This window comes from Vibrio sp. Vb339, from assembly GCF_902751245.1.
Lineage (GTDB): Bacteria > Pseudomonadota > Gammaproteobacteria > Enterobacterales > Vibrionaceae > Vibrio > Vibrio coralliirubri.
In genome coordinates this window covers 580,472-603,301 of the sequence record NZ_CADDIS010000002.1, presented here as the reverse complement: position 1 = coordinate 603,301, position 22,830 = coordinate 580,472, and the positions used below count along the sequence as shown (strand labels likewise).

15 protein-coding genes are annotated in these 22,830 nt (G+C 42.7%); 8 read left to right on the top strand and 7 right to left on the bottom strand.

Features of this window, described 5'->3' with window-relative positions; genetic code table 11:
- Nucleotides 1-139 precede the first annotated feature (139 nt).
- The 3 genes from HRQ85_RS11445 (at nt 140) to HRQ85_RS11435 (ending at nt 6,269) form a co-directional block, all read left to right on the top strand.
- Nucleotides 140-2,218: a DUF4962 domain-containing protein gene (locus tag HRQ85_RS11445; RefSeq protein WP_017063616.1), complete on the top strand. Its 2,079-nt coding sequence runs from the start codon at nt 140-142 to the stop codon at nt 2,216-2,218.
- A 653-nt stretch (nt 2,219-2,871) separates the two neighbouring features.
- Complete coding sequence (locus HRQ85_RS11440; protein WP_048607064.1) at nt 2,872-3,753, top strand: NAD(P)-dependent oxidoreductase; 882 nt, start codon at nt 2,872-2,874, stop codon at nt 3,751-3,753.
- A 983-nt stretch (nt 3,754-4,736) separates the two neighbouring features.
- Nucleotides 4,737-6,269, top strand: coding sequence for a polysaccharide lyase family 7 protein (locus tag HRQ85_RS11435; RefSeq protein WP_172379660.1), 1,533 nt, complete (start codon nt 4,737-4,739; stop codon nt 6,267-6,269).
- 194 nt (nt 6,270-6,463) lie between these two features.
- Here HRQ85_RS11435 and HRQ85_RS11430 read toward each other — a convergent pair whose 3' ends face one another.
- Nucleotides 6,464-7,222: an oligogalacturonate-specific porin KdgM family protein gene (locus tag HRQ85_RS11430; protein WP_172379659.1), complete on the bottom strand. Its 759-nt coding sequence runs from the start codon at nt 7,220-7,222 to the stop codon at nt 6,464-6,466.
- Between the two features lie 545 nt (nt 7,223-7,767).
- On the opposite strand from HRQ85_RS11430, the gene HRQ85_RS11425 reads away from it, so the two are divergent.
- Nucleotides 7,768-8,805: a polysaccharide lyase family 7 protein gene (locus tag HRQ85_RS11425; RefSeq protein WP_172379658.1), complete on the top strand. Its 1,038-nt coding sequence runs from the start codon at nt 7,768-7,770 to the stop codon at nt 8,803-8,805.
- Nucleotides 8,806-9,041: 236 nt separating this feature from the next.
- Here HRQ85_RS11425 and HRQ85_RS11420 read toward each other — a convergent pair whose 3' ends face one another.
- The 3 genes from HRQ85_RS11420 to HRQ85_RS11410 all read right to left on the bottom strand — a co-directional run bounded on the left by HRQ85_RS11420 (nt 9,042) and on the right by HRQ85_RS11410 (nt 12,231).
- The gene (locus HRQ85_RS11420; protein WP_172379657.1) at nt 9,042-10,409 is read right to left on the bottom strand and encodes an MATE family efflux transporter; all 1,368 of its coding nucleotides are present in this window, start codon (nt 10,407-10,409) and stop codon (nt 9,042-9,044) included.
- Nucleotides 10,410-10,557: 148 nt separating this feature from the next.
- Complete coding sequence (locus tag HRQ85_RS11415; RefSeq protein ID WP_048613964.1) at nt 10,558-11,280, bottom strand: FadR/GntR family transcriptional regulator; 723 nt, start codon at nt 11,278-11,280, stop codon at nt 10,558-10,560.
- A 174-nt stretch (nt 11,281-11,454) separates the two neighbouring features.
- On the bottom strand, nt 11,455-12,231 hold the full coding sequence (locus HRQ85_RS11410; protein ID WP_048607046.1) for an SDR family NAD(P)-dependent oxidoreductase: 777 nt from the start codon (nt 12,229-12,231) through the stop codon (nt 11,455-11,457).
- Between the two features lie 342 nt (nt 12,232-12,573).
- Here HRQ85_RS11410 and HRQ85_RS11405 point away from each other — a divergent pair, with 342 nt between their 5' ends.
- The 3 genes from HRQ85_RS11405 (at nt 12,574) to HRQ85_RS11395 (ending at nt 16,179) form a co-directional block, all read left to right on the top strand.
- Complete coding sequence (locus HRQ85_RS11405; RefSeq protein ID WP_048607044.1) at nt 12,574-13,293, top strand: FadR/GntR family transcriptional regulator; 720 nt, start codon at nt 12,574-12,576, stop codon at nt 13,291-13,293.
- Between the two features lie 280 nt (nt 13,294-13,573).
- Nucleotides 13,574-15,436, top strand: a complete 1,863-nt coding sequence (locus HRQ85_RS11400) for a DUF294 nucleotidyltransferase-like domain-containing protein (RefSeq protein WP_172379656.1) — start codon at nt 13,574-13,576, stop codon at nt 15,434-15,436.
- Nucleotides 15,436-16,179 (top strand): 3'-5' exonuclease, encoded by a 744-nt coding sequence (locus HRQ85_RS11395; RefSeq protein WP_082152323.1) that lies wholly within the window; start codon nt 15,436-15,438, stop codon nt 16,177-16,179. The genes HRQ85_RS11400 and HRQ85_RS11395 overlap by 1 nt, the downstream gene beginning before the upstream one ends.
- 139 nt (nt 16,180-16,318) lie before the next feature.
- Here the strand turns inward: HRQ85_RS11395 and HRQ85_RS11390 are convergent, their stop codons facing one another.
- From HRQ85_RS11390 to HRQ85_RS11380, 3 genes are all read right to left on the bottom strand, one after another.
- Nucleotides 16,319-17,068 (bottom strand): oligogalacturonate-specific porin KdgM family protein, encoded by a 750-nt coding sequence (locus HRQ85_RS11390; RefSeq protein ID WP_048613970.1) that lies wholly within the window; start codon nt 17,066-17,068, stop codon nt 16,319-16,321.
- 852 nt (nt 17,069-17,920) lie between these two features.
- Nucleotides 17,921-19,474 (bottom strand): methyl-accepting chemotaxis protein, encoded by a 1,554-nt coding sequence (locus HRQ85_RS11385; protein ID WP_172379655.1) that lies wholly within the window; start codon nt 19,472-19,474, stop codon nt 17,921-17,923.
- 429 nt (nt 19,475-19,903) lie between these two features.
- Nucleotides 19,904-20,515 carry a toxin-antitoxin system YwqK family antitoxin gene (locus HRQ85_RS11380; RefSeq protein WP_172379654.1) on the bottom strand — a complete coding sequence of 204 codons (612 nt, stop codon included), beginning with the start codon at nt 20,513-20,515 and terminating at the stop codon, nt 19,904-19,906.
- Between the two features lie 509 nt (nt 20,516-21,024).
- On the opposite strand from HRQ85_RS11380, the gene HRQ85_RS11375 reads away from it, so the two are divergent.
- Nucleotides 21,025-22,797, top strand: a complete 1,773-nt coding sequence (locus tag HRQ85_RS11375; RefSeq protein ID WP_017061461.1) for a sodium:solute symporter family transporter — start codon at nt 21,025-21,027, stop codon at nt 22,795-22,797.
- The last annotated feature ends 33 nt before the right edge of the window (nt 22,798-22,830 follow it).

Here is a 22,830-nt window from a genome sequence, read left to right as displayed (position 1 = left end):
CAGGTGGAAGATATCTGACCTAAATCACGAAAACTGTACAAAATGGTTCAATCGAACCGAAATAGATTCAATTGTCCTACAATAAGACGTATATTATTGCTAATTCCTTTCAATCAACTTGAAAAATAAGTGAGTTAGAATGAGCGACCAAAAATCTCTTGATGCAATCAGGAAGATGAAGCTGGAGAATGATACTTCAGCAGGTAATCTTGTAGACCTACTCCCTATCGAAGTACAGAAACGTGACTTCGACCTATCATTCCTAGACAACTTGAGCGAAGCACGTCCACGTCTTCTTGTTCAAGCAGATCAGTTAGAAGAATTCAAAGCGAAAGTGAAAGCTGATGAAGCTCACTGCATGTTTGATGACTTCTACAACAACTCGACAGTTAAGTTCCTTGAGACTGCTCCTTTCGAAGAGCCTCAAGCGTACCCCGCTGAGACGGTAGGCAAAGCTTCTCTATGGCGTCCTTACTGGCGTCAAATGTACGTTGATTGCCAAATGGCACTTAACGCGACACGTAACCTAGCAATTGCTGGTGTTGTGAAAGAAGACGAAGCGCTAATTGCTAAAGCGAAGGCTTGGACTCTAAAACTGTCTACGTACGATCCAGAAGGCGTGACTTCTCGTGGCTATAACGATGAAGCAGCTTTCCGTGTTATCGCGGCTATGGCTTGGGGTTACGACTGGCTACACGGCTACTTCACAGACGAAGAACGTCAGCAAGTTCAAGATGCTTTGATTGAGCGTCTAGACGAAATCATGCACCACCTGAAAGTGACGGTTGATCTATTGAACAACCCACTGAACAGTCACGGTGTTCGTTCTATCTCTTCTGCTATCATCCCAACGTGTATCGCGCTTTACCACGATCACCCGAAAGCAGGCGAGTACATTGCATACGCGCTAGAATACTACGCAGTACACTACCCACCATGGGGCGGTGTAGACGGCGGTTGGGCTGAAGGTCCTGACTACTGGAACACACAAACTGCATTCCTAGGCGAAGCATTCGATCTATTGAAAGCATACTGTGGCGTAGACATGTTTAACAAAACATTCTACGAAAACACAGGTGATTTCCCGCTTTACTGCATGCCTGTTCACTCTAAGCGCGCGAGCTTCTGTGACCAGTCTTCAATCGGTGATTTCCCGGGCCTGAAACTGGCTTACAACATCAAGCATTACGCAGGTGTTAACCAGAAGCCTGAGTATGTTTGGTACTACAACCAACTTAAAGGCCGTGATACTGAAGCACACACCAAGTTCTACAACTTCGGTTGGTGGGACTTCGGCTACGACGATCTTCGTTTTAACTTCCTTTGGGATGCACCTGAAGAGAAAGCACCATCGAATGATCCACTGTTGAAAGTATTCCCAATCACGGGTTGGGCTGCATTCCACAACAAGATGACTGAGCGTGATAACCATATTCACATGGTATTCAAATGTTCTCCGTTTGGCTCAATCAGCCACTCTCACGGTGACCAAAACGCATTCACCTTGCATGCATTCGGTGAAACGCTAGCGTCAATCACTGGTTACTACGGTGGTTTCGGTGTTGATATGCACACGAAATGGCGTCGTCAAACGTTCTCTAAGAACCTTCCACTATTTGGCGGTAAAGGTCAGTACGGCGAGAACAAGAACACAGGCTACGAAAACCACCAAGATCGCTTCTGTATCGAAGCGGGCGGCAACATCTCTGACTTCGACACTGAATCTGATGTGAAGATGGTTGAAGGTGATGCAACAGCGTCTTACAAGTACTTCGTTCCTGAAATTGAATCTTACAAGCGTAAGGTCTGGTTTGTTCAAGGTAAAGTATTCGTAATGCAAGACAAGGCAACGCTTTCTGAAGAGAAAGACATGACTTGGCTAATGCATACAACTTTCGCAAACGACGTGGCAGATAAGTCTTTCACTATCCGTGGCGAAGTTGCGCACCTAGACGTAAACTTCATCAACGAGTCTGCTGATAACATCACGTCAGTTAAGAACGTTGAAGGTTTTGGCGAAGTTGACCCATACGAGTTCAAAGATCTTGAAATCCACCGTCACGTTGAAGTGGAATTCAAGCCATCGAAAGAGCACAACATCCTGACGCTTCTTGTTCCGAATAAGAACGAAGGCGAGCAAGTTGAAGTGTCTCACAAGCTTGAAGGCAACACGCTAATGCTAAATGTTGACGGTGAAACGGTTTCAATCGAACTGTAATTCGCTGAAGTAACAGAAGCTAGATATTAAAAACTCCGAGTGAAAGCTCGGAGTTTTTTTGTTTTGTTAGCTAGCAAGTTGGATACTCAGTTAAATTGTATTAGTTGGCAAAGTTGGGAACCCCATGAGGTTGAAACGAAACTAATTGGCCGAGAAATCAATCGCTTCTCGATGCCAAGTCAGTAGATCGAGGGCTAAACCTGGAAGTTGATACACACAAAGACTGTGTATGTACTTAGCCACTATGCTTAATGAAAGGTGCAGGAGTAGTATACGAGACCTACATTTATCACTCTGTTAAAAGAATAGGGCGCCAACCCCTTTTTCGTAAAAACTGATATGACTTACTTCTGCGTGAACAGTCTAATCACTGGCTGAGTAGGGGAGTCGTGAACTATACATAGGTAAAGGCGTAGCTTGTGCTTACTAATCGTATGACATTTAACGTATGTTATTTCATCAATAGACGGTTTTTAAAGTGGCAAATAGTTCCTGTAAGTACAAAGCGTGACCCATATTTTCTCGTAAAGTGAACCCCCGTCACAACTTACGTCTAACCATTAAATCAATGCCCTAAAACTATTGCGTAACGAGAAAGACGTAGTTATTATAATGAGCATATAATCATACAATACTATATTTGGAGTTTGAACATGACTAAACCTGTAATCGGTTTCATTGGCCTAGGTCTTATGGGCGGCAACATGGTTGAAAACCTGCAAAAGCGCGGCTACCACGTAAACGTAATGGATCTAAGCGCTGAAGCTGTTGCTCGCGTTACAGATCGCGGCAACGCAACTGCATTCACTTCTGCTAAAGAACTAGCTGCTGCAAGTGATATCGTTCAGTTTTGTCTTACAACTTCTGCTGTTGTTGAAAAAATCGTTTACGGCGAAGATGGCGTTCTAGCGGGCATCAAAGAAGGCGCAGTACTAGTAGACTTCGGTACTTCTATCCCTGCTTCTACTAAGCAAATCGGCGCAGCTCTTGCTGAAAAAGGCGCGGGCATGATCGACGCACCTCTAGGTCGTACTCCTGCACACGCTAAAGACGGTCTTCTGAACATCATGGCTGCTGGCGACATGGAAACTTTCAACAAAGTTAAACCTGTTCTTGAAGAGCAAGGCGAAAACGTATTCCACCTAGGCGCTCTAGGTTCTGGTCACGTGACTAAGCTTGTAAACAACTTCATGGGTATGACAACTGTTGCGACTATGTCTCAAGCTTTCGCTGTTGCTCAACGCGCTGGTGTTGATGGCCAACAACTGTTTGACATCATGTCTGCAGGTCCATCTAACTCTCCGTTCATGCAATTCTGTAAGTTCTACGCAGTAGACGGCGAAGAGAAGCTAGGTTTCTCTGTTGCTAACGCAAACAAAGACCTTGGTTACTTCCTTGCTCTTTGTGAAGAGCTAGGTACTGAGTCTCTAATCGCTCAAGGTACTGCAACAAGCCTACAAGCTGCTGTTGATGCTGGCATGGGTAACAACGACGTACCAGTAATCTTCGACTACTTCGCTAAACTAGAGAAGTAATCGACGTACGACCTCGCTAGGGTATTGCCTGTCTTTTTAGGCGGCGATACCTCAGCGAGGTTCGTTTTTATCTGCCATACCAACCCTTTGTTCCCTCGTTAAAATCTTCTACTTCAATTTCCTCAGCTACACCTACTCAAAACTCTGTTTGACTATTTTACTGCCTCAATTCCTATTTTTTCTATATCTATTTGTAAATTCAAAGCCTTCTAGCACCCACTCGTTCACTCACTTTTCCTCGTAAGCTTAAAACCAGCGCACTTAACTGATTGTTGGTGATGACTTAACACCGCTCGTGTATCGGGCCTGAAAAGAAAGTAAAAAAAAGCCCACACAGCTGGTGACTGTATGGGCATGTTCGGACGAGCCGTCTGGAAAAACAAATGATCAGTAGCAAGTGAAAAAACGAATAACGAGATCCCCCGACAGTTTCTACGTTAAACGCGTTCAATGACCTTAAAGCGGCTGCTTCAATTATCACTTTGAATTGAACAAAAGCATCCAGAAAGAACTTAAGTTATGATTCAAACACACCATAACTTAAGGTTTATTGTATTACAAATAAATTTTAAGATTGAATGCCTTTAGTGAATGGTTGGTTCGTGAAAATGTGACTTAAGGCTCATTTGAAATATTAGGTTTAAGATGAGTCTTGTGTGCGGTCAATAATTTTTGTGGAGTTTTTATTGTTGCGTTTGGGCTTTGATTTTCAGGTTACTTTGGGAGTTTTATTCGGGAAACTAAAACCGTTCTTGGTATTTCGATTGTTCATAAATCACCTCTCAACACACTTTCAATAAGAAAAACTCCCAGGAATTGCGTACTATCTCATTTCTTTTATGAATTGTTTTATTTGTATTATAAGAATATGTAAAATTTAATTGTTGTCTCGATGATGTAGTTAGCTAACTTACTTTAGCATCACCATTGTCGATCTCGTTTTAGCTCTTAATGCTGTACCTAACTACAATAATGGATTTCATATGAAACAGGTCAATGTAAAAAGCGTCTTAGCTGTCTCTGTCATTCTCGCAATATCGGGTTGTGCTTCTAGCACTAAACCAAATGTTTTAACGCCGGCTGCTATCACGGCTAGCAGCCACGATGGTAACAGTCCTGATCGTCTTTTTGATCAAGATATCACGACTCGTTGGTCTGCTAATGGGGTCGGTGAATGGGCAATGCTAGATTACGGTTCAGTGATTGAAATCGATGCTATTCAAGCTTCGTTTAGTAAAGGTAACCAACGCCAATCTAAGTTTGATCTGCTGACAAGTGTTGATGGAGAAAGTTGGGACACGATTTTGGAAGAACAATTAAGTTCGGGAAGGGTGATTGGTCTAGAGCGTTTTGAGTTCCAACCAATAGAAGCACGCTATGTAAAATATGTAGGTCGTGGTAATACCAAAAACAGTTGGAACTCAGTGACTGAAATGGCAGCGGTTAATTGTGGTGTCAATGCTTGCCCAACAAATCATATCATTACAGATGAGGTGGTCGAAGCTGAGAAAGTGATGATTGCTGAGATGGCAGCAGCAAGTAAAGCGCTCAAGGAAGCACGCAAAGGTTTACGCAAAGGTAACTTTGGTGCGCCAGCGGTATATCCTTGTGATACCACTGTGAAGTGTGACACTGGCAGCCCTTTACCCGTACCAACTAATCTACCAGAGTCTCCTCTTGCAGGTAATGCACCAAGCGAAAACTTCGATCTAACTACTTGGTATTTATCTCAACCATTTGATCATGATAAAAATGGCAAACCAGACGATGTATCAGAATGGAATTTAGCGAGCGGTTACCAGCACCCAGAGATATTTTACACAGCAGACGATGGTGGCTTGGTATTCAAGACATACGTGAAAGGTACACGTACCTCAAAGAATACCAAATATGCACGTACCGAGATGCGTGAGATGCTGCGTCGTGGTGACACGTCCATTAACACCAAAGGTGTTAATAAAAACAACTGGGTATTCAGTTCCGCTCCAGTTGAAGATCTAAAAGCAGCAGGCGCTATTGACGGTGTTTTAGAAGCTACGCTTAAGATTGATCATACAACGACAACTGGTGATGCGCATGAAGTTGGCCGTTTTATTATTGGCCAGATACATGACAAAGACGATGAGCCAATTCGCCTTTACTACCGCAAATTACCAAACCATGAAACAGGAACGGTTTACTTTGCTCATGAGAATACCAACGAAGGCACCGATAACTATTTCAACTTAGTTGGCGATATGACGGGAGAGATCGGCGACCAGGGTATCGCACTTGGCGAGGTGTTTAGCTACCGTATTGATGTAGAAGGTAACACGATGACCGTTACGTTAATGCGTGAAGGCAAAGATGACGTTACTCAAGTCGTTGATATGAGTGAAAGTGGTTACGACCAAGGCGGGCGTTATATGTATTTTAAAGCGGGTGTTTATAATCAAAACATCAACGGTGAGCTTGATGACTATGTTCAAGCTACATTCTACAAAATTGAGACGTCACACGATCAATACCAGGAATAAGAGAGCAGTTGAGCATAAATAAAAATGGCGGCTTATATTAGCCGCCATTTTTGTGCTTTTTAATCGGTTAGCTTAATCTATCTCTGAGATATGCGATGAACTTGTATCATTCAGTATGATAAAAATCTAAAAAAAGGCTTAGATATTTTCTAAGCCTTTTTAGTGCACATTCTATAGGTGGCTAATGAAGACGATTAAAATGAGTATGTAATACCAACTCGTGTTTTTAACTGGCGTTCATTTTCTTCCGCTGAGCCAAAATCTGACGTCCAAAATTCCATATAAGGTCTTAAATTGTCGAATTTATAGCCGATTTTTACGCCTAAATCCCATTCCCAATCTTCGCCATTTGCTTTCACTTGATCTTCATAGCTTTTTACATAATTTGCTTCATAACTTAATTGAAGATTTTTTAAGTCTTCATTTTGGAATTTATAAGCGCCAGTTAATGTGAATTTACCTTGCTGAACAGTTTCGCCAGCTAGTGCTATTTTGTCACCGTTAACTTTTGTAAGACTGCTGCTTGAACCGTCAGTGTAATTTTGGAATTCGTGACGGTAACGTAGAGCTGTTGTTAAGCCAAAATCTGCTTTATAGCCAACTCGAAATTGTGGTTTAAATGTCGTTTTTTCATCACCAAATGTAATAGGCATACCTGGCTGTAAATACCATTTGTCATCTAACGCATAACGAACGCCCCAATCAAATTCAGAATCACCGCGCTCTAATTGGTTATATATGTCTCCTTCTGCATTTGGAGCAAATTTTTGTTCGACGCTAAAATATAGCTTTGTTTCGTCAGCTATTTTTGTACTTCCACCAATTTTAATACGATGCGCGTATTTGTCATCTTCATGTTTATATTCCGCACGGTAATCAAGAGTTGCGCCCGTCGCAGTACCTGCGAGAAGAGTTGTAGCAACAATTGCAGCGATTTTTGTAACAGAGTTCATACCTTTGTCTCACTATTATTTTTATTGTGGATACATCCAATGTACCCCTGAATTACAAGCTAACACCTTAAATGGTATTAAATTAATGTATGACAAATATGGTATTTGTTACTGCTCATCATTTCTGTGATATCTATCAAGAAGTCCTGAATAATTGATCAATTATATAGTTAAATGTAATGAATATCCCAATTTTAACCCTATTTATTAGGTTGAGCATGACTCGGTTCTCATATTTATAATGCTTAAAAATAAGGCTATGTCAATGTGTTAACATAAGACAAATAGTTTGTTTCTCTTTTAGTTTTGATGGTGATAACAATCTGGATTGTTACGGGGAACCTGTACATCCAAGAAGCCTTGTTCCTTAAACAAGAGCTTCATTTGAGTTCGATTGATAAGCCGTTAACAAATAATCGGCGGACGGTTAATCAAATTTTTGTTGTCTTATTTACGTTGAAAAAAGTAGTTATTACGAATCAGTGTTCAAAGTCGCTTCTGTACTGAGAACTAACTCGGTATTTGTTCACATTAAAGGATGAGTCATGTTGAAGAAAAATATATTAGCAGTAGCTCTAGTAGCTGCTTTACCAATGGTTGCTTTTGCAAATAATGGTGTGTCTTATCCAGTACCTGCGGATAAGTTTGATATGCGTAATTGGAAAATAACGATTCCTTCGGATATTAATGAAGATGGTCGTGTTGATGAAATAGAAGGGGTAGCTATGATGAGCTACTCACACAGTGATTTCTTCCATCTTGATAAAGACGGCAACCTTGTATTTGAAGTGCAGAACCAAGCGATTACGACGAAAAATTCGAAAAACGCGCGTTCTGAGTTACGCCAGATGCCACGTGGTGCTGACTTCTCTATCGATACGGCTGACAAAGGTAATCAATGGGCATTGTCTAGTCATCCATCAGCAAGCGAGTACAGTGCGGTTGGCGGCACACTAGAAGCGACACTAAAAGTGAATCACGTTGCGATTAACGCTAAGTACCCAGAAAAGTACCCAGCTCACTCGGTGGTTGTTGGTCAGATTCACGCTAAAAAACATAATGAGCTAATCAAAGCTGGAACTGGTTACGGTCACGGCAATGAACCACTGAAGATCTTCTATAAGAAGTTTCCTGACCAAGAAATGGGTTCAGTATTCTGGAACTATGAGCGTAATCTAGAGAAAAAAGATCCTAACCGTGCCGACATCGCTTACCCTGTTTGGGGTAACACCTGGGAAAACTCAGCGGAACCGGGCGAAGCGGGCATTGCTCTTGGTGAAGAGTTTAGCTACAAAGTGGAAGTGAAAGGCACCATGATGTACCTAACGTTTGAAACAGAGCGTCACGATACGGTTAAGTATGAAATCGACCTGAGCAAGGGTATTGATGAGCTTGACTCACCAACGGGTTATGCTGAAGATGATTTCTATTACAAAGCGGGCGCATACGGCCAATGTAGCGTGAGCGATTCTCACCCTGTATGGGGGCCAGGTTGTGGCGGTACTGGCGATTTCGCTGTCGATAAAAAGAATGGCGACTACAACAGTGTGACTTTCTCAGCGCTTAAGTTGAACGGTAAATAGTACATAGCCAGTAGGCTAGCTCGACACTGTCCTTAAGGAATGTTTTCGAAGACCACTTAACCAAATGTTGAGTGGTCTTTTTGTTTTCTATGAGATTTAAGATGAGCTGGGTATCAGCGAGAGTGTATTGAAGCATACCAATGAAAGGTGCAGTCGAAACAATACAACCTTGTCAAAAGACAAGGTTGTAATCAGAAAGCGTAGAAAGATTTTAGGACGGTAACTCGATATCGAGTTTAGCCATACATCAACTCTTTGGCTTTGTCGGCATCAAACTCTTTTAGAGACTTTCGAGCTAAGTGACGGAATGGGAAAGCTTTAACGACTTCTTCGAATGGTTGGATAGCAAAGGCCCAAAAGATAGAGCCATCTAAACCAAAGATGATCAATGCACACAATGGAATTGAAATTACCCATTGACCAGTAAAGTTGATTTTGAAGACTGCGGTCGTTTTTCCTAGTGCTCTTAGTACATTCCCATGAACCGTGTTGTAGCCACGAACAATTGGCAAGAAGATGTAGAGTGGGGCGATAACGGTCAATGCTTGATAGGTAGACTCATCCAAGTTCGGGTAAATGTCACCAATGACCAGACTTAATCCTGCGAACAAGAGTGCACAAACGAAAGAAATGACGACTGCAATATCGATACTGGTATCGACGTTTTTGACTAGGTCATCCATCTTTTTGGAGCCAATCGCTTGGCTGATAGTAATCGCGGAAGAGTGAGCCCAAGCGGTAATAAATTGAGAGACAGCCCTGATCCAAGGCATCACCAAAGTAATCGCTACGTAAGCGTTGATGTTAAGTTGCGAATACAACAATTGATATATCGTTGCGCCAATCAAAAGCATGGTCACGTTCGCTGCTACGGGGAATATTTCGATAAAGTGACGGCGAACGTTGGTAAAGAATTCAGATCTCTGAGCATCTAATTTGAGTGAAATCGCTGAGCTTAAATACACGCACAAAACCAGATACAGCAAGCGGATCGTTATTGCAATGATGCTGCCTAATGCGGCACCTTGTACACCAATGCCTTCAAAATTAGAAAAACCATGAATCAGCACATATGAGAGTACAGCATTGATAGGCAGTTCAATTAAGTAACCTTTGAATGGGACTTTAGTTCTGCCTAGTGCATTAAATAAGGCAATGATCACTTGCGTCAGTGCTGTGAAAATGACGATGTATTTCGAGATGTCTAGATAGCGGCTGATTTCTAAGTGAAGGGAAGCGTCATCTGTTAATGCTTGAATCAAGGGTTGTTCGAAAAAAGTAAGTAGAAGCCAAAACAGTGTTGCTACGCCAAGGTTGATAAATAACCCTGCCCAAAATGCTTTAGATAATGACGCGGCGATGCCAGAGCCCACTGCGCGGCTTAATACTAACTGAGTACCGTTTGCCAACGCCATTTGAATTCCCAGTACAAAGGCAACGATAGTCGTCGCAATCCCCATTGCAGCTAAAGGGATTTCACCAAGAGGAGAAACCAGCAACGTGTCGATCATCAACATCGACTGCATCAAGATACCGTTTAAGGCGAGGGGCCAGGCGAGAGAGAAATTTTTCCTTACGTACGATTGCGAAGACACAAACAACACCTTATGTGTATAACCGTAAGCTTTCTCTGAGGTGACGGAGTAGAGCGTTTAAAGAAGAAAACACTACGGTAGTTGATGGTTAAAAAATGGGTGCTAAAACAAGACTGACTTGTGTCTTTGAAACACAAGTCAGTTTGGTTAATATCGGTTATGCGATGGCTAATTCAACCCTAGAGAGCTTTTGGTTCTCATCGTCTAGCAGGACTTGAGAAGCAATTCGAGCTTGCTTGGCATCGCCTGACATTATCGCGTCGTAAATCGCTTTGTGTTCTTCTAAACAGAAGCGACCGCCTTCAGCGGAGTGGTCGATAAACTGCTTGAAGATAGTCGACAGAATATTGGCGAATGGAATGTAAAACTGATTACCTGTCGATAAGAAAATCGTTTGGTGAAACAGGTGATCGTTGGTCGTCCACTCTTCATAATCGAAGTTATTTGCCGCAATGGTCATTTTCTGGAAAAGAATCGAAAGCTCTTTGCGTTGCTCAACGGTTGCATTGGTTGCAGCGAGTGCACACGCTTCCGGGTCAATCGCTTTTCTTAAGCCTAAGAATTGAGACAAGAAGGGTTTGGTATCTTCTAAATCTTGGATCCAGTACAGCAATTGCGGGTCCAAGAAGTGCCACTGTGTTCTCGGTTTGATACGAGTGCCTACTTTTGGCTTCGACTCGATTAAACCTTTTGCCGAAAGTAGCTTAGTTGATTCTCGAAGGGCAGTTCTGCTCACTCCAAAGATATCGCACAGCTCCATTTCGCTGGGTAACTTTTGATTTTCTTCTAACTCGCCTGACAAGATCTTGCGAGCAATTTGTCTCGCCACTTGAACATGAATTCGGCGGCTTGAATCTTCCACCAATGTAAATATTGACATTTAAACCACCTGAAATTGAAACTTTGAAAACACTAAAAACCAGACGAATCTGGCGTTTAGTGTCAGTGTATACGTCGAATTTAGTGTGAGGTTTTCCCTCATCTACTCTGGTCTGTTGACCTTATATAGTGTGGCGAACTTAAATCGCTGAGTGAGCTTATATAAACCAGCTAACTAGGGCGTTATTTGTCCGCCATTAACATCTAGGATTTGACCTGTGATGTAACCGCTGCAAGCGTGCGATGCAAAGAAAGCAAATGAAGGAGCAACTTCATCAATATTGCCAAAGCGTCCCATTGGAATGTTGTTAGCAATGGTCGCTTTCAAATCGTCGCTTTTACCATCGTGAAATGCGGTGTCGATAGTGCCCGGTGAAACAATGTTGAAACGGATATTGTCTTGCGCGAACTCTTTCACCCAATTACGGTGAATATCGTGTAACCAAGCTTTAGATGCGGCATAGATGCCAGCACCAACACCACCGCCTTCGCGAGCGGCAATAGATCCTGTGCTAATCACACAAGATGTTTGCCCGGACTCAGCAGCAGACGCGCGTAAGTGCGGGATAGAGAACTTAGTTGTCATCAGCGCAGAGCGAACATTAAGGTTCATTACGCGCTCATAAAACTCATCATCGATATTTTCTAGATTGGCGCGACCACCAAGGCCACCGGCGTTGTTAATCAACACGTCCATGCCACCAAAATGATCAGTAAACTCTTTGACTAACCTTTCGCACTCTAATGTGTCCATTAGGTTTGCAGGGAAAAAAGCAACATCGCCACCCAGTGCGGTAAGTTCAGATAGAACGTCATCGACTTTTGGGCTGAAAGCACGACTATTGATGCCGATTTTTGCGCCGTATTTTGCAAAGACACGTGCGGTAGCTAAACCCATACCAGCAGTAGAGCCAGTAATTAGAATGCGTTTGCCTTTTAAATCGTTAAACATCAGAGCCGCCTATATTGTAGATTATTTACACCAATAAATCATACAATAACACTTGCCATATTCAAGGGTGTTCATCTAAAAACGGGTTATTACCGACATAAATAGTGAGAGTAAGGGTGGTTTTGTGAGTTCACGCATACATTGAAATTGTAAATGAGAACTATTTGTATGAATTAATGGGTTGAATTGGTTTTATAAACCTAAAGATGAGCAGGTTTGTGAAATATTGCTCCAGCCTTTATTGGTAGTGACCTCACGTTATTCTGATGCTGTGTTGGTGAAGATATAAATCAGTGCTATAGTCCGGGTTAAATAATACATATCTAATAAGTAAGTAGACACATGGCTGGCTCTTTCAATTCTATTTCAGGCTCTAAGCGAAGCCTTCATGTGCAAGTTGCACGTGAAATCGCTCGTGGTATTTTGTCGGGCAATTTGCCTCAAGGTTCTATTATCCCTGGTGAGATGGCTCTGTGTGAGCAATTTGGTATCAGTAGAACAGCATTAAGAGAAGCGGTTAAGCTTCTGACTTCAAAAGGTCTATTAGAATCTCGTCCTAAGATTGGTACTCGCGTTGTTAACCGCGCGTTCTGGAACTTCTTAGATCCACAATTGATCGAATGGATGGATGGTTTGGCCGATACAGACCAATTCTGTCATCAGTTTTTGGGTTTACGCCGCGCGATTGAACCAGAAGCGTGTGCTTTAGCTGCTCAGTTCGCGAGTGCAGAACAACGCATTGAGCTGTCTGGTATTTTCCAACAAATGGTAGAAATCTCTAGCGAAGAAACGCTTGATCAAGAGCGTTGGCTAGATATCGATATGAAGTTCCATAGCCTGATCTTCAATGCAACAGGTAACGACTTCTATCTTCCATTTGGTAACATCTTAACGACCATGTTTGTTAACTTTATTTCTCATTCTTCTGAAGAGGGAAGTACTTGTATTAACGAACACCGCCAGATTTATGAAGCAATCATGGCAGGTAATAGTGACAAAGCACGCCACGCGTCAGCAAGTCACCTGTTAGAAACAAACCACAGATTGCCAGCCGCTAGTTAATTGTTTTCACTGTTATTTTAGCTTTGATCGTTTTGCATTATCGACGAGAGGTCATTCTCGTAAAACTAGGGTAGTCAAAGTTAAAATTACGGTTATTCAAAAGCTAATTTCAGCAGTGACCTCTAAAAAGCACGTTTGATACGTGCTTTTTTTGCATCCAAATTTGATGAAAACCTGACTGGTGTCCAATATTTAATCTATTATTTGCTGTTTCGTTAAAAGCACTAGTAACCAGTATTTTAAGTTATATAATACTAATTAAATTATTGTGAGTGTGATTATGTCCCAGTCTCTACTGCCAAATATTCTTCAATTCATAGGTCAAATCGACCCATTCGATAAGATCCCTAAAGAAGCACTTCGCGAACTTGCCTCTAACGTGCAAATTACTTATCTCGGTAAGGGAGATGTGGTTGATTTGTGTGAGTCGGGAAAGGAAAAATCGCTCTATATCATTCGAACGGGCTCTATGGAGCAACGAAAATCGGATGGTGTGCTTCGTGCTCGTCTAGGCAGTGAAGATTTGTTCGGCTTTACGTTCTTAGATTCTGAAGTCAACGACGAAAAAGGCTATAGAGCTGTCGCAATCGAGAACACCTTGCTTTATGTGATTCCACACTCGGCACTTCAAACGCTTTTCAAAGCCTTTCCAAGTTGCGCAGAACACTTTGCTTCACAGGCGCAGGTTCGCTTGAAGTCGGCACTGGATGTAGTTTGGTCAAATAAAGAAAAAGGCCTATTCATTCGTAAAGTCGAAGAAGTGGCAAGCGGGCAGGTGGCGATTGTTAAGTCTGAGCAAACCATCCAGTCGGTTGCGGTTGAAATGCTTCATCAACGCTCACCGTGTGCCGTGATCTATGAAGGTGACACCATTGTTGGTTTGATCACCGACCGAGACATGACTAAGCGAGTGATCGCCCACGGCGTGAGTACTGATAGCCTGATCTCAGAGGTCATGACGCACTCTCCACTTACGGTAAAACCGGATGATTTAGTGCTGCATGCGGCGTCAATCATGATGCAATTCAATATCCGTAACTTGCCCGTTGTGAAAGAGAATAAGGTTGTAGGTCTTCTTACTACATCTCATTTGGTTCAAAACCACCGTGTTCAAGCGATATTCTTGATCGAGAAAATCAAATACGCAGGCAGCGTGAAAACCATGTCTTCGTTCACCTCAGAGCGCCAAGCTATTTTTGAAGCGCTGGTGGAAGGTAAAGTAGCGCCTGAAACCGTCGGCAAGGTAATGACCATGATTATGGATGCCTACACCCGCCGATTGATTCAGATAGCGATTGATAAGTTAGGCCCACCACCGTGTGATTTCTCTTGGATCGTAGCCGGATCGCATGCGCGTAATGAAGTGCACATGCTATCGGACCAAGACAGCGCGATTGTTCTGGCTGACGATGCAACCGATAGTGACCGTATTTACTTCAAGCACTTAGCGATGATGGTGACCAACGGCTTAGCAAGCTGCCACTACCCATTATGTCCAGGTAAATTCATGGCTGCGACGCCAAAATGGTGTCAGCCACTCAGCGTTTGGAAGCACTACTACAAGAAGTGGGTGGCTAACCCAGAGTACGAACGCTTGCTTAACATCAGTGTGTTCCTAGAAATTCGTACTATCTACGGCAACAGTGAGTTCGAAGGTATTCTTCGCGATGAGCTGCACAGCAATATTCGCGGTAACCGTGAGTTTTTAAGCACGCTAGTGAAAGACGCGGTCAATACCAACCCGCCACTTGGCATCTTCAATAGCTTAGTGCTAGAGAAGTCAGGTGAGAATAAGAAAACGCTGAACGTGAAGAAGTACGCGATCAACTTGATTATCGACTTAGCGCGTATTTATGGCCTTGCTGTGGAGTGCGATTTGTCGGCGACTGACGAACGTTTCGCTGCTGCCAATGAAAAAGGCATGCTGAGCGACGATGCATTCAAGAACATTCTGGGTGCTTACCAGTTCATTCTCTCTTTCCGTTTTGGTCATCAACTTGAAGCGTTGAAGAACGGGGATGTACCTGACAACAACATCAACCCAGATAGCTTTGGTAGCTTTGAGCGTAAACACTTGAAAGATGCCTTTAGGATCATTGCTGACCTTCAAGAAGCGGCGAAAATTCGTTTCGGAGCGCGTTAATGAAGCTATGTTCAACAAATAAATGTTTAAAACGAATGCTAAACTATTTTCACCCGCTTGAGCGAATTAAACGTAAACGTAAGCAATATTTGGGAACGGTTAAGTTGCCAGAAGCGTTACATGATCTCGTAGAGCAGCCTTGTCCTGAAATGACGGACTTGGCCAAAGACAGCGAATACATCATTTTAGATCTCGAAACCACGGGCTTAGACAGCGAGCAAGACCTTATCTTATCTATGGGGTGGGTCGATGTGGTTAAAGGGAGAATCGACTTAGCGTCAGCCAAGCATATTTATCTGAATAACGATTCTCAGATCAACGCTGAAACCGCTGTGATCAACCATATTACGCCGCAAATGTTAGAAGAGGGCGCGTCTATTCATGATGCGATGCTGACGTTTTTCGAAGCAGCAAAAGGCAAGATCATTGTTGCGCACGCTTGTGTGGTCGAAGAGAAGTTCATTAGCCAATACCTTCTTCGCTGCTACGGTTTACGAGCGATTCCTCTGCTTTGGCTTGATACCTTGTGTATTGAGAAAAGCATGGAGAAAGCGATCAGCAATCATGAAGAAGTCGATTTAACCTTGGCAGGGACTCGCGAAAGGTACGGGCTTCCTGAGTACAACAGCCACAATGCATTAGCCGATGCCGTTTCGACAGCGGAATTGTTTTTGGCTCAGCAGAAGCGAGTCGTGCCTAACGATGATGTGACCGTTGCCTTTCTCTATCGGATCAGTCGCTAGGAAAAGGGGCTACAAGTATGCGGCTCTAATTTTATTGAACCGATTTGAAAGGAAAAAAAGCCAGCGATTAAGCTGGCTTTTGTTTAGGTCTTAGAAAATTAGGACAGTAATTATCTTAGATTATTCATATAGCTATCGATTAGAAGCTGTAAGTTAGACCAACACGGCTACGTAGTTCACGAGTCGCTTTAGTTGATGAAGTGCTCACATCACCAAACTCTACATATGGTGCCCATTGACCCATAATATGGCGAATGCTTGCGTTTAACTCGTAGTTAGTATCATCGTTGTCGTAGATATCGTAGCCATCAGCTTTGTAGTAGTTACCTTCAAAACCAAAGCGCCAGTTGTCCATTGAGTAGTTAACGTTTGCCGTTAGACGATGACGACGTTGATTAGAAACGTTTTTATCAACCGTGATTGGTACACCGTCACTGTCAACAATAACATCACCATTGTCATCGAATTGATACTCTGAGCTACTAGTGTTCTGTCTCATATCGTAACGGTAACGAGCACTTAGGCTTAGGCCATCAACGCTATCCACTTTGTATGTTGCACGAACTTGAGGCTTGTATGTAACGCCAGATTCACGACCTTCAATTGGCATACCGTAAGTCATTGTCCAGTTATCGTTTAGCACATGACGGTAATTTAGACCAAGCTCCCAACCATTGTTCTTCAGATCTTCCATGAATTTACCGTCTTCTCCCTTGAATTTCGCTTCGATATCTACAAGGAAGTTGCCAATGCTATCGCCAAGTTTTACACGAGTAGCGTGTTGATCTGTATGACTCTTGTATTCGTGTCTCATATCGAAAGACGCAGCAGATACAGAGCCAGCAGCGAGTACAGATGCCACAGCAATCACGATTTTAGTTTTATTCATGGTATTAGTTCCATATTTATAGGTTGAGTATTGGCCATAATTACAAGCCAAATAGAGTAGTTCTTGTCTTCAATGCATTTTGTTTTTGAAATTATTTCTTGGTTATTTCAAATTTGTTTTGCATTTAAATAATACAAATATGCTAACGATTTGAAGGCGTATGATCTGTGAATTGGATCGTGTTGTAGGGATAAAACCACTATTCACAAAGGGTTACAAAGTCAATGCGTGCCGTTAAGTTTATGATTTTTAGTGGTTTATTCGTCTTTTGATAATGATTTTTAAGGGTTTTGTTCGTCAATAAATGTGCGCTACAGCAAAAAATTGAACCTTTAGATATCATTTTTATTTGTAATACATTATTATTTACTAACTTTCTGTAGCAACACATAACTTTGCTGTGTTGATTGCATGAACTGACTGTGTAAAGCCGAATAAGTAAAAGTGGTCTTGAAGCTAAATGGATTAAATCCACCGCTTTAAGAACATGAGGCATTTACTTGAGGTGATTTAAAGCTCAATCAGAGAAGGTTTGAAATGTAGTAGGCAAGGCAGTGACATAGCCTGCTATATGAGTACGAACTTGATAGGAATGAACAGGGTTCGAATAGTTACCCGTTGTTCTCATCAGCGACAAAGAAGAAATCGTTGAAGTGCTTGCGAAAGCATTTTGATTATTGCTCCCAACTATTCTAATTATAACTTCTGCTTTCGTTTAGAAAGGTAGGAGATGGTAGTCGAAGATCTGCCCTTGCGCTCATGTTGATACAGGCAACATGAGCGTTTTTTTATCTGAAATTTGAGTATAGAGTCGTTTGAGGCTCAATAAGCGTGTAAACCACGGCTTAATAGCTAGGCTTTTAGGTTGATGACAGCACGTTCAAGTGAGTCTGTTTGCTCTACTACTGAAGTTGCAGAAGCTGCGTTTTTTGAAGCACTTTTCACATTGGTCATTGTTAGTTGTTTGATGGCATCTACGTTTTCGATGATCTCTGATGTGACCTCACTTTGCTCCTTCATGGCATTGGATACCTCTAAACTGTTATTTAGAATGGTTTCCATGTCTGCGATAACCGATGTGATTCTAGAATGTGCCTTCTCACAAGAGTCGACACTGGTATTCCCTTTGTCACAGCAATTTTGAATCGTGTTAACCACCATTTGGGTCTGGTCTTGCACCCCTTGAATAATGGTTGATATCTCTTCGGTTGAAAGCTGCGTTCTGCCTGCCAAGGTTCTTACCTCATCCGCAACAACCGCAAAACCACGACCTTGTTCTCCAGCGCGCGCTGCTTCAATGGCGGCATTCAAAGCGAGTAGGTTGGTTTGTTCAGCAATGTCTTTAATCACCTCTAGCACGGTATTGATCTTCTCGGAATGAACAGAAAGACGATTCACTTCTTCACTCGCGCTCACGAGATCGGTTGAAAGGGTATTGATTGTGTCTCTGGTGAAGGCGACGTCGTTCAGGCCATCATTCGCGGTGGCGAAACTGGTTTGTGCATTTGATGACGCGTTTTCACTATTGGTAGCCACATTTTGGATATTGCTGCCCATCTGGTTTATCGCGGTCGCAATATTCTCTGTTTGTTGTTGCTGCTTATTCAACGCGCCTTCCACTTCGATACCGTCGTGTTGCAACTGGTTAGAAATGTTGCCCAGCTCCTGAATCGACCCCTGCACTTGACCAACAAGTTGGCGAATGTCTTCTAGTACGGTGTTAAACGACTTGGCAATCTCAGCAATTTCATCTGAGCCGCTGTCTTCCGCTGTGACGGTAAAGTCACGTTGTTGAGAGACGAGTAACATGGTTGCGTTTAATGAGGCTATCTTCTTTGCGACACGTGATGAGATCCCAAAAGATAAGGCCATCAGTAATACCGTGACGGCAATTACTGAGCTCACAATAAACGTGGTAATGGTTTGTTGAATCGATTCGACCTGCTGCTCTAAACGGACTTCAACGCCGGTGAATATAGAGATGATATCTTCAAACAGCATTTTCATTTCTGATTTCAGTTCACTGACCTTTTCTGGGTTGCGGTCTATCGCGTCTATCATCAAGGAAAAATCTTTGTTGTATTGCTTCACCTCTCGATTGAGCTTATCTAGCTCAGGCACCGCTATGTCTGACTCTTCAAGTAAAACAGAGAAGCTATTCATCAACTGTTGGAAGTGTGAATACTCTTTGGCGAATTCAGGCTTGAGGGTTTTATCGTGACTGATCAGAAACTCTAGTTCTGTTCGATTCAGTTGAAGCATAGAAACTTCAAGCGACTTCACCTTGATCAGGGTTTTCTCTAGTTTGATCAGCTTTAGATTGGCGATTTCAGTAAATGAAACGACAACCAATAAAGAGACAATGGATAAACAAGCAAGGCTAAAAAGGGAGGTTTTAATTTTCATAGGCGGGCACCAAAGCAAAACAATATGACTCAACAACGTATTTGGAATCGTGTTTCTCTTATTTGCGTGTAGATAGCTTACGAGGTCGGTAATTGAGATCTGACTCGCAAAGGAAACGTTTGCTTACAGTATTTTATGGAAAGGTTATGCGCAAGTTAAATATTTATTATTTTCAATGACTATTGGTGATTGTTTTATCACTAGATAGAGTGCTGTAAATAACAGTGAAGGGAGATAGGCAAAGTTGAAAGAAAGTGACGAGGGAAGAGGTAGTGAAAAGAGCAAGTGAAAAAGCCACGAACATTCACGCTTAATCACATGAATGTTCGTTTCTCTTCTCTTGTCTCTTAGTTGCAGACGTGTAGCTGCAAACTTTAACAGCAGACGTTTAGCTATATCAAAGAGCTCCGTGAGAGCCGTTCTTGAGGCTTAGCTTTCTGTAGGCATCCACACCTGTTTAGAGGTGACTTTGTGATCTTTAAAGGTCAGTTCTTCAACTTTGTCACCGTTAGTATTCCAGCGAGTAAGTTTTCCGTTCGCGACTTCACCTTCATCAAACTTCGCTTGGCTGGCCTTATTACCGTTCGGGTAGTAGTCCGTTACCAATCCATCTTTTTGTCCGTCGTTGTATTCAGCTGTCAGGCTTTGTTCCCCATTGGGATACCAGCTAGAGGCGGTGCCCGATAGTTCATTGTCTTTATAATTGAGTTCTGCTTTTTTCTGTCCGTTTGGATACCAGGTTTCGGCTTTGCCTTGCAGTTCACCTTTTACGTAATTCACTTTAGAAGCGACCTGGCCATTCGGATACCAGTTAGTTTCTAGCCCAAGTTCTAAGCCATCGGCAAACTGAGCTTGGGTCGCGACTTGGCCGTTATCGAACTTCTCTTCAAATTGACCAGTGAAGGGTTTTGAATGGTTTACTTGGTAAGCCACGCCTTTACGCATCTGTAAGTAGTCAACAGCATCTTCACGTGGTGTTGCTGCATAGCTCATAGAAGATACCGTACTAAGAGCAATTAAGATTGGAACGTATTTCTTCATAATGACACCTTTTTATTGGACGGGGAAAGTGTAACGGGTGTGTTAAAAGCATTTCACTTCAGTGTATCCCTGTCAGTATCTAATAGTGGTTTTCAAGTTTTCATTATTGGCTGCCTAATATAGGGAACTTTTAAAAGTAAATTCTCAATCTCATTTGTACTACAAATATGTTGGTTTGATTCATTTTTATAAATTATATCTAACGATATTTTTGCTGATCTTCTTTGAGCTTTGATCGTCACGAATAATAGTCTTTAACGATGACTCTTCGATATTTAGAGACTTTGTTCATGTTTTTCGGGGTTTTGGTCGAAATTTAGTGCGGATAACTGCACTGACTTGAGGAATTGCGCTCCTAGGTGGTGCAACTTTGAACTCGATCACTTGTATGATTAATTGAGTGTCATACTGTAAGATCACTGTCACGCATTTGGATTATTGTAGTACAAATATACTTGCCATCTATCTATAGTGACCTCAACAAAAAAACATAAATAAAAGGTCTAACGATGGAACTCAATACCCTGATAGTTGGCATCTACTTCCTATTCTTAATTGCGATAGGGTGGATGTTCCGAACGTTTACAAGTACGACAAGTGATTACTTCCGTGGGGGAGGTAATATGCTGTGGTGGATGGTAGGTGCAACCGCATTTATGACCCAGTTCAGTGCTTGGACATTTACTGGTGCAGCAGGTAAAGCCTTTACCGATGGCTTTGCCGTAGCGATTATCTTCATCGCGAACGCATTCGGTTACCTAATGAACTACCTTTACTTCGCTCCGAAGTTCCGCCAACTGCGCGTTGTGACGGTAATTGAAGCGATTCGTATGCGTTTTGGTAAGGTGAATGAGCAAGTATTTACTTGGTCTGGCATGCCAAACAGCGTTATTTCTGCGGGTATCTGGTTGAACGGCCTTGCGATCATCGCATCAGGTATCTTCGGTTTTGATATGACAACGACGATTGTCCTAACGGGTCTGGTTGTACTGGTGATGTCAGTAACGGGCGGCTCTTGGGCGGTAATCGCATCTGACTTTATGCAGATGGTTATCATCATGGCGGTAACGGTGACATGTGCTGTAGTTGCGATTTACCACGGTGGCGGCGTTACGCAGATCGTTAACGACTTCCCAACAGATTCATTCATTACGGGTGATAACCTGAACTACATGAGCATCTTCAGCATCTGGGCTGTGTTCATCTTCTTAAAGCAGTTCAGCATCACCAACAACATGCTTAACTCTTACCGCTACCTTGCTGCGAAAGATTCAAACAACGCACGTAAAGCAGCACTGCTTGCTTGTGTACTAATGACGCTTGGTCCAATCATCTGGTTCATGCCTTCTTGGTTCATGGCTGGTCAAGGTGTTGATTTAGCAGCTGCTTACCCAGAAGCTGGCAGCAAAGCCGCTGACTTCGCTTACCTTTACTTCGTTCAAGAATACATGCCTGCAGGTATGGTTGGCCTTCTGATTGCCGCTATGTTTGCTGCGACTATGTCTTCAATGGATTCAGGTCTAAACCGTAACTCAGGTATCTTCGTTAAGAACTTCTACGAGCCGATTCTTCGCCCTAAAGCGACAGAGAAAGAGCTAATGGTTGTTTCTAAGCTAACGTCTACTTTCTTCGGCATCGCGATCATCTTGGTTGCTCTGTTCATCAACTCTCTTAAAGGTCTGAGCCTTTTCGACACCATGATGTACGTGGGCGCATTGATCGGCTTCCCAATGACAATTCCAGCATTCTGTGGCTTCTTCATCCGTAAAACACCGGATTGGGCAGGTTGGGGTACGCTAGTTGTAGGTGGTGTAGTTTCTTACTTCGTTGGTTTCGTTATCACAGCGGACATGATTCAAAACTGGTTCGGTCTAAATGAACTAACTGGCCGTGAGTGGGCTGACCTGAAAGTGGCTATCGGCCTTATCGGTCACATCATATTTACTGCTGGCTTCTTTGTTCTTTCAACACTGTTCTACAAGCCTCTTGCTGAGCACCGTGAGAAAGACGTAGACAAGTTCTTCAACAACCTAGCGACACCACTAGTTGCTGAAAGTAATGAACAGAAGAAACTGGATAACAAGCAACGCCGTATGTTGGGTTCACTTATCGCAGTAGCGGGTGTGGGCGTAATGACTATGTTCGTACTGCCAAACCCAATGTGGGGACGCATGGTATTCGTTCTGTGTGGCTTGATTGTGTTCTCTGTTGGTCTGTTACTTGTTAAAGCAGTCGATGACAAAGTCGAGCAACAAGACGAAGTCACTCCAGCCGAAGGCTAATTTAATACGCATCCTAAATAACATCACGGCCAC

What these genes read in the sequence shown, in the direction of transcription:
- HRQ85_RS11445 (WP_017063616.1), top strand. Translation starts at nt 140, where the DNA reads ATGAGCGACCAAAAATCTCTTGATGCAATCAGGAAGATGAAGCTGGAG.
- HRQ85_RS11440 (WP_048607064.1), top strand. Translation starts at nt 2,872, where the DNA reads ATGACTAAACCTGTAATCGGTTTCATTGGCCTAGGTCTTATGGGCGGC.
- HRQ85_RS11435 (WP_172379660.1), top strand. Translation starts at nt 4,737, where the DNA reads ATGAAACAGGTCAATGTAAAAAGCGTCTTAGCTGTCTCTGTCATTCTC.
- HRQ85_RS11430 (WP_172379659.1), bottom strand. Translation starts at nt 7,222, where the DNA reads ATGAACTCTGTTACAAAAATCGCTGCAATTGTTGCTACAACTCTTCTC.
- HRQ85_RS11425 (WP_172379658.1), top strand. Translation starts at nt 7,768, where the DNA reads ATGTTGAAGAAAAATATATTAGCAGTAGCTCTAGTAGCTGCTTTACCA.
- HRQ85_RS11415 (WP_048613964.1), bottom strand. Translation starts at nt 11,280, where the DNA reads ATGTCAATATTTACATTGGTGGAAGATTCAAGCCGCCGAATTCATGTT.
- HRQ85_RS11410 (WP_048607046.1), bottom strand. Translation starts at nt 12,231, where the DNA reads ATGTTTAACGATTTAAAAGGCAAACGCATTCTAATTACTGGCTCTACT.
- HRQ85_RS11405 (WP_048607044.1), top strand. Translation starts at nt 12,574, where the DNA reads ATGGCTGGCTCTTTCAATTCTATTTCAGGCTCTAAGCGAAGCCTTCAT.
- HRQ85_RS11400 (WP_172379656.1), top strand. Translation starts at nt 13,574, where the DNA reads ATGTCCCAGTCTCTACTGCCAAATATTCTTCAATTCATAGGTCAAATC.
- HRQ85_RS11395 (WP_082152323.1), top strand. Translation starts at nt 15,436, where the DNA reads ATGAAGCTATGTTCAACAAATAAATGTTTAAAACGAATGCTAAACTAT.
- HRQ85_RS11390 (WP_048613970.1), bottom strand. Translation starts at nt 17,068, where the DNA reads ATGAATAAAACTAAAATCGTGATTGCTGTGGCATCTGTACTCGCTGCT.
- HRQ85_RS11385 (WP_172379655.1), bottom strand. Translation starts at nt 19,474, where the DNA reads ATGAAAATTAAAACCTCCCTTTTTAGCCTTGCTTGTTTATCCATTGTC.
- HRQ85_RS11380 (WP_172379654.1), bottom strand. Translation starts at nt 20,515, where the DNA reads ATGAAGAAATACGTTCCAATCTTAATTGCTCTTAGTACGGTATCTTCT.
- HRQ85_RS11375 (WP_017061461.1), top strand. Translation starts at nt 21,025, where the DNA reads ATGGAACTCAATACCCTGATAGTTGGCATCTACTTCCTATTCTTAATT.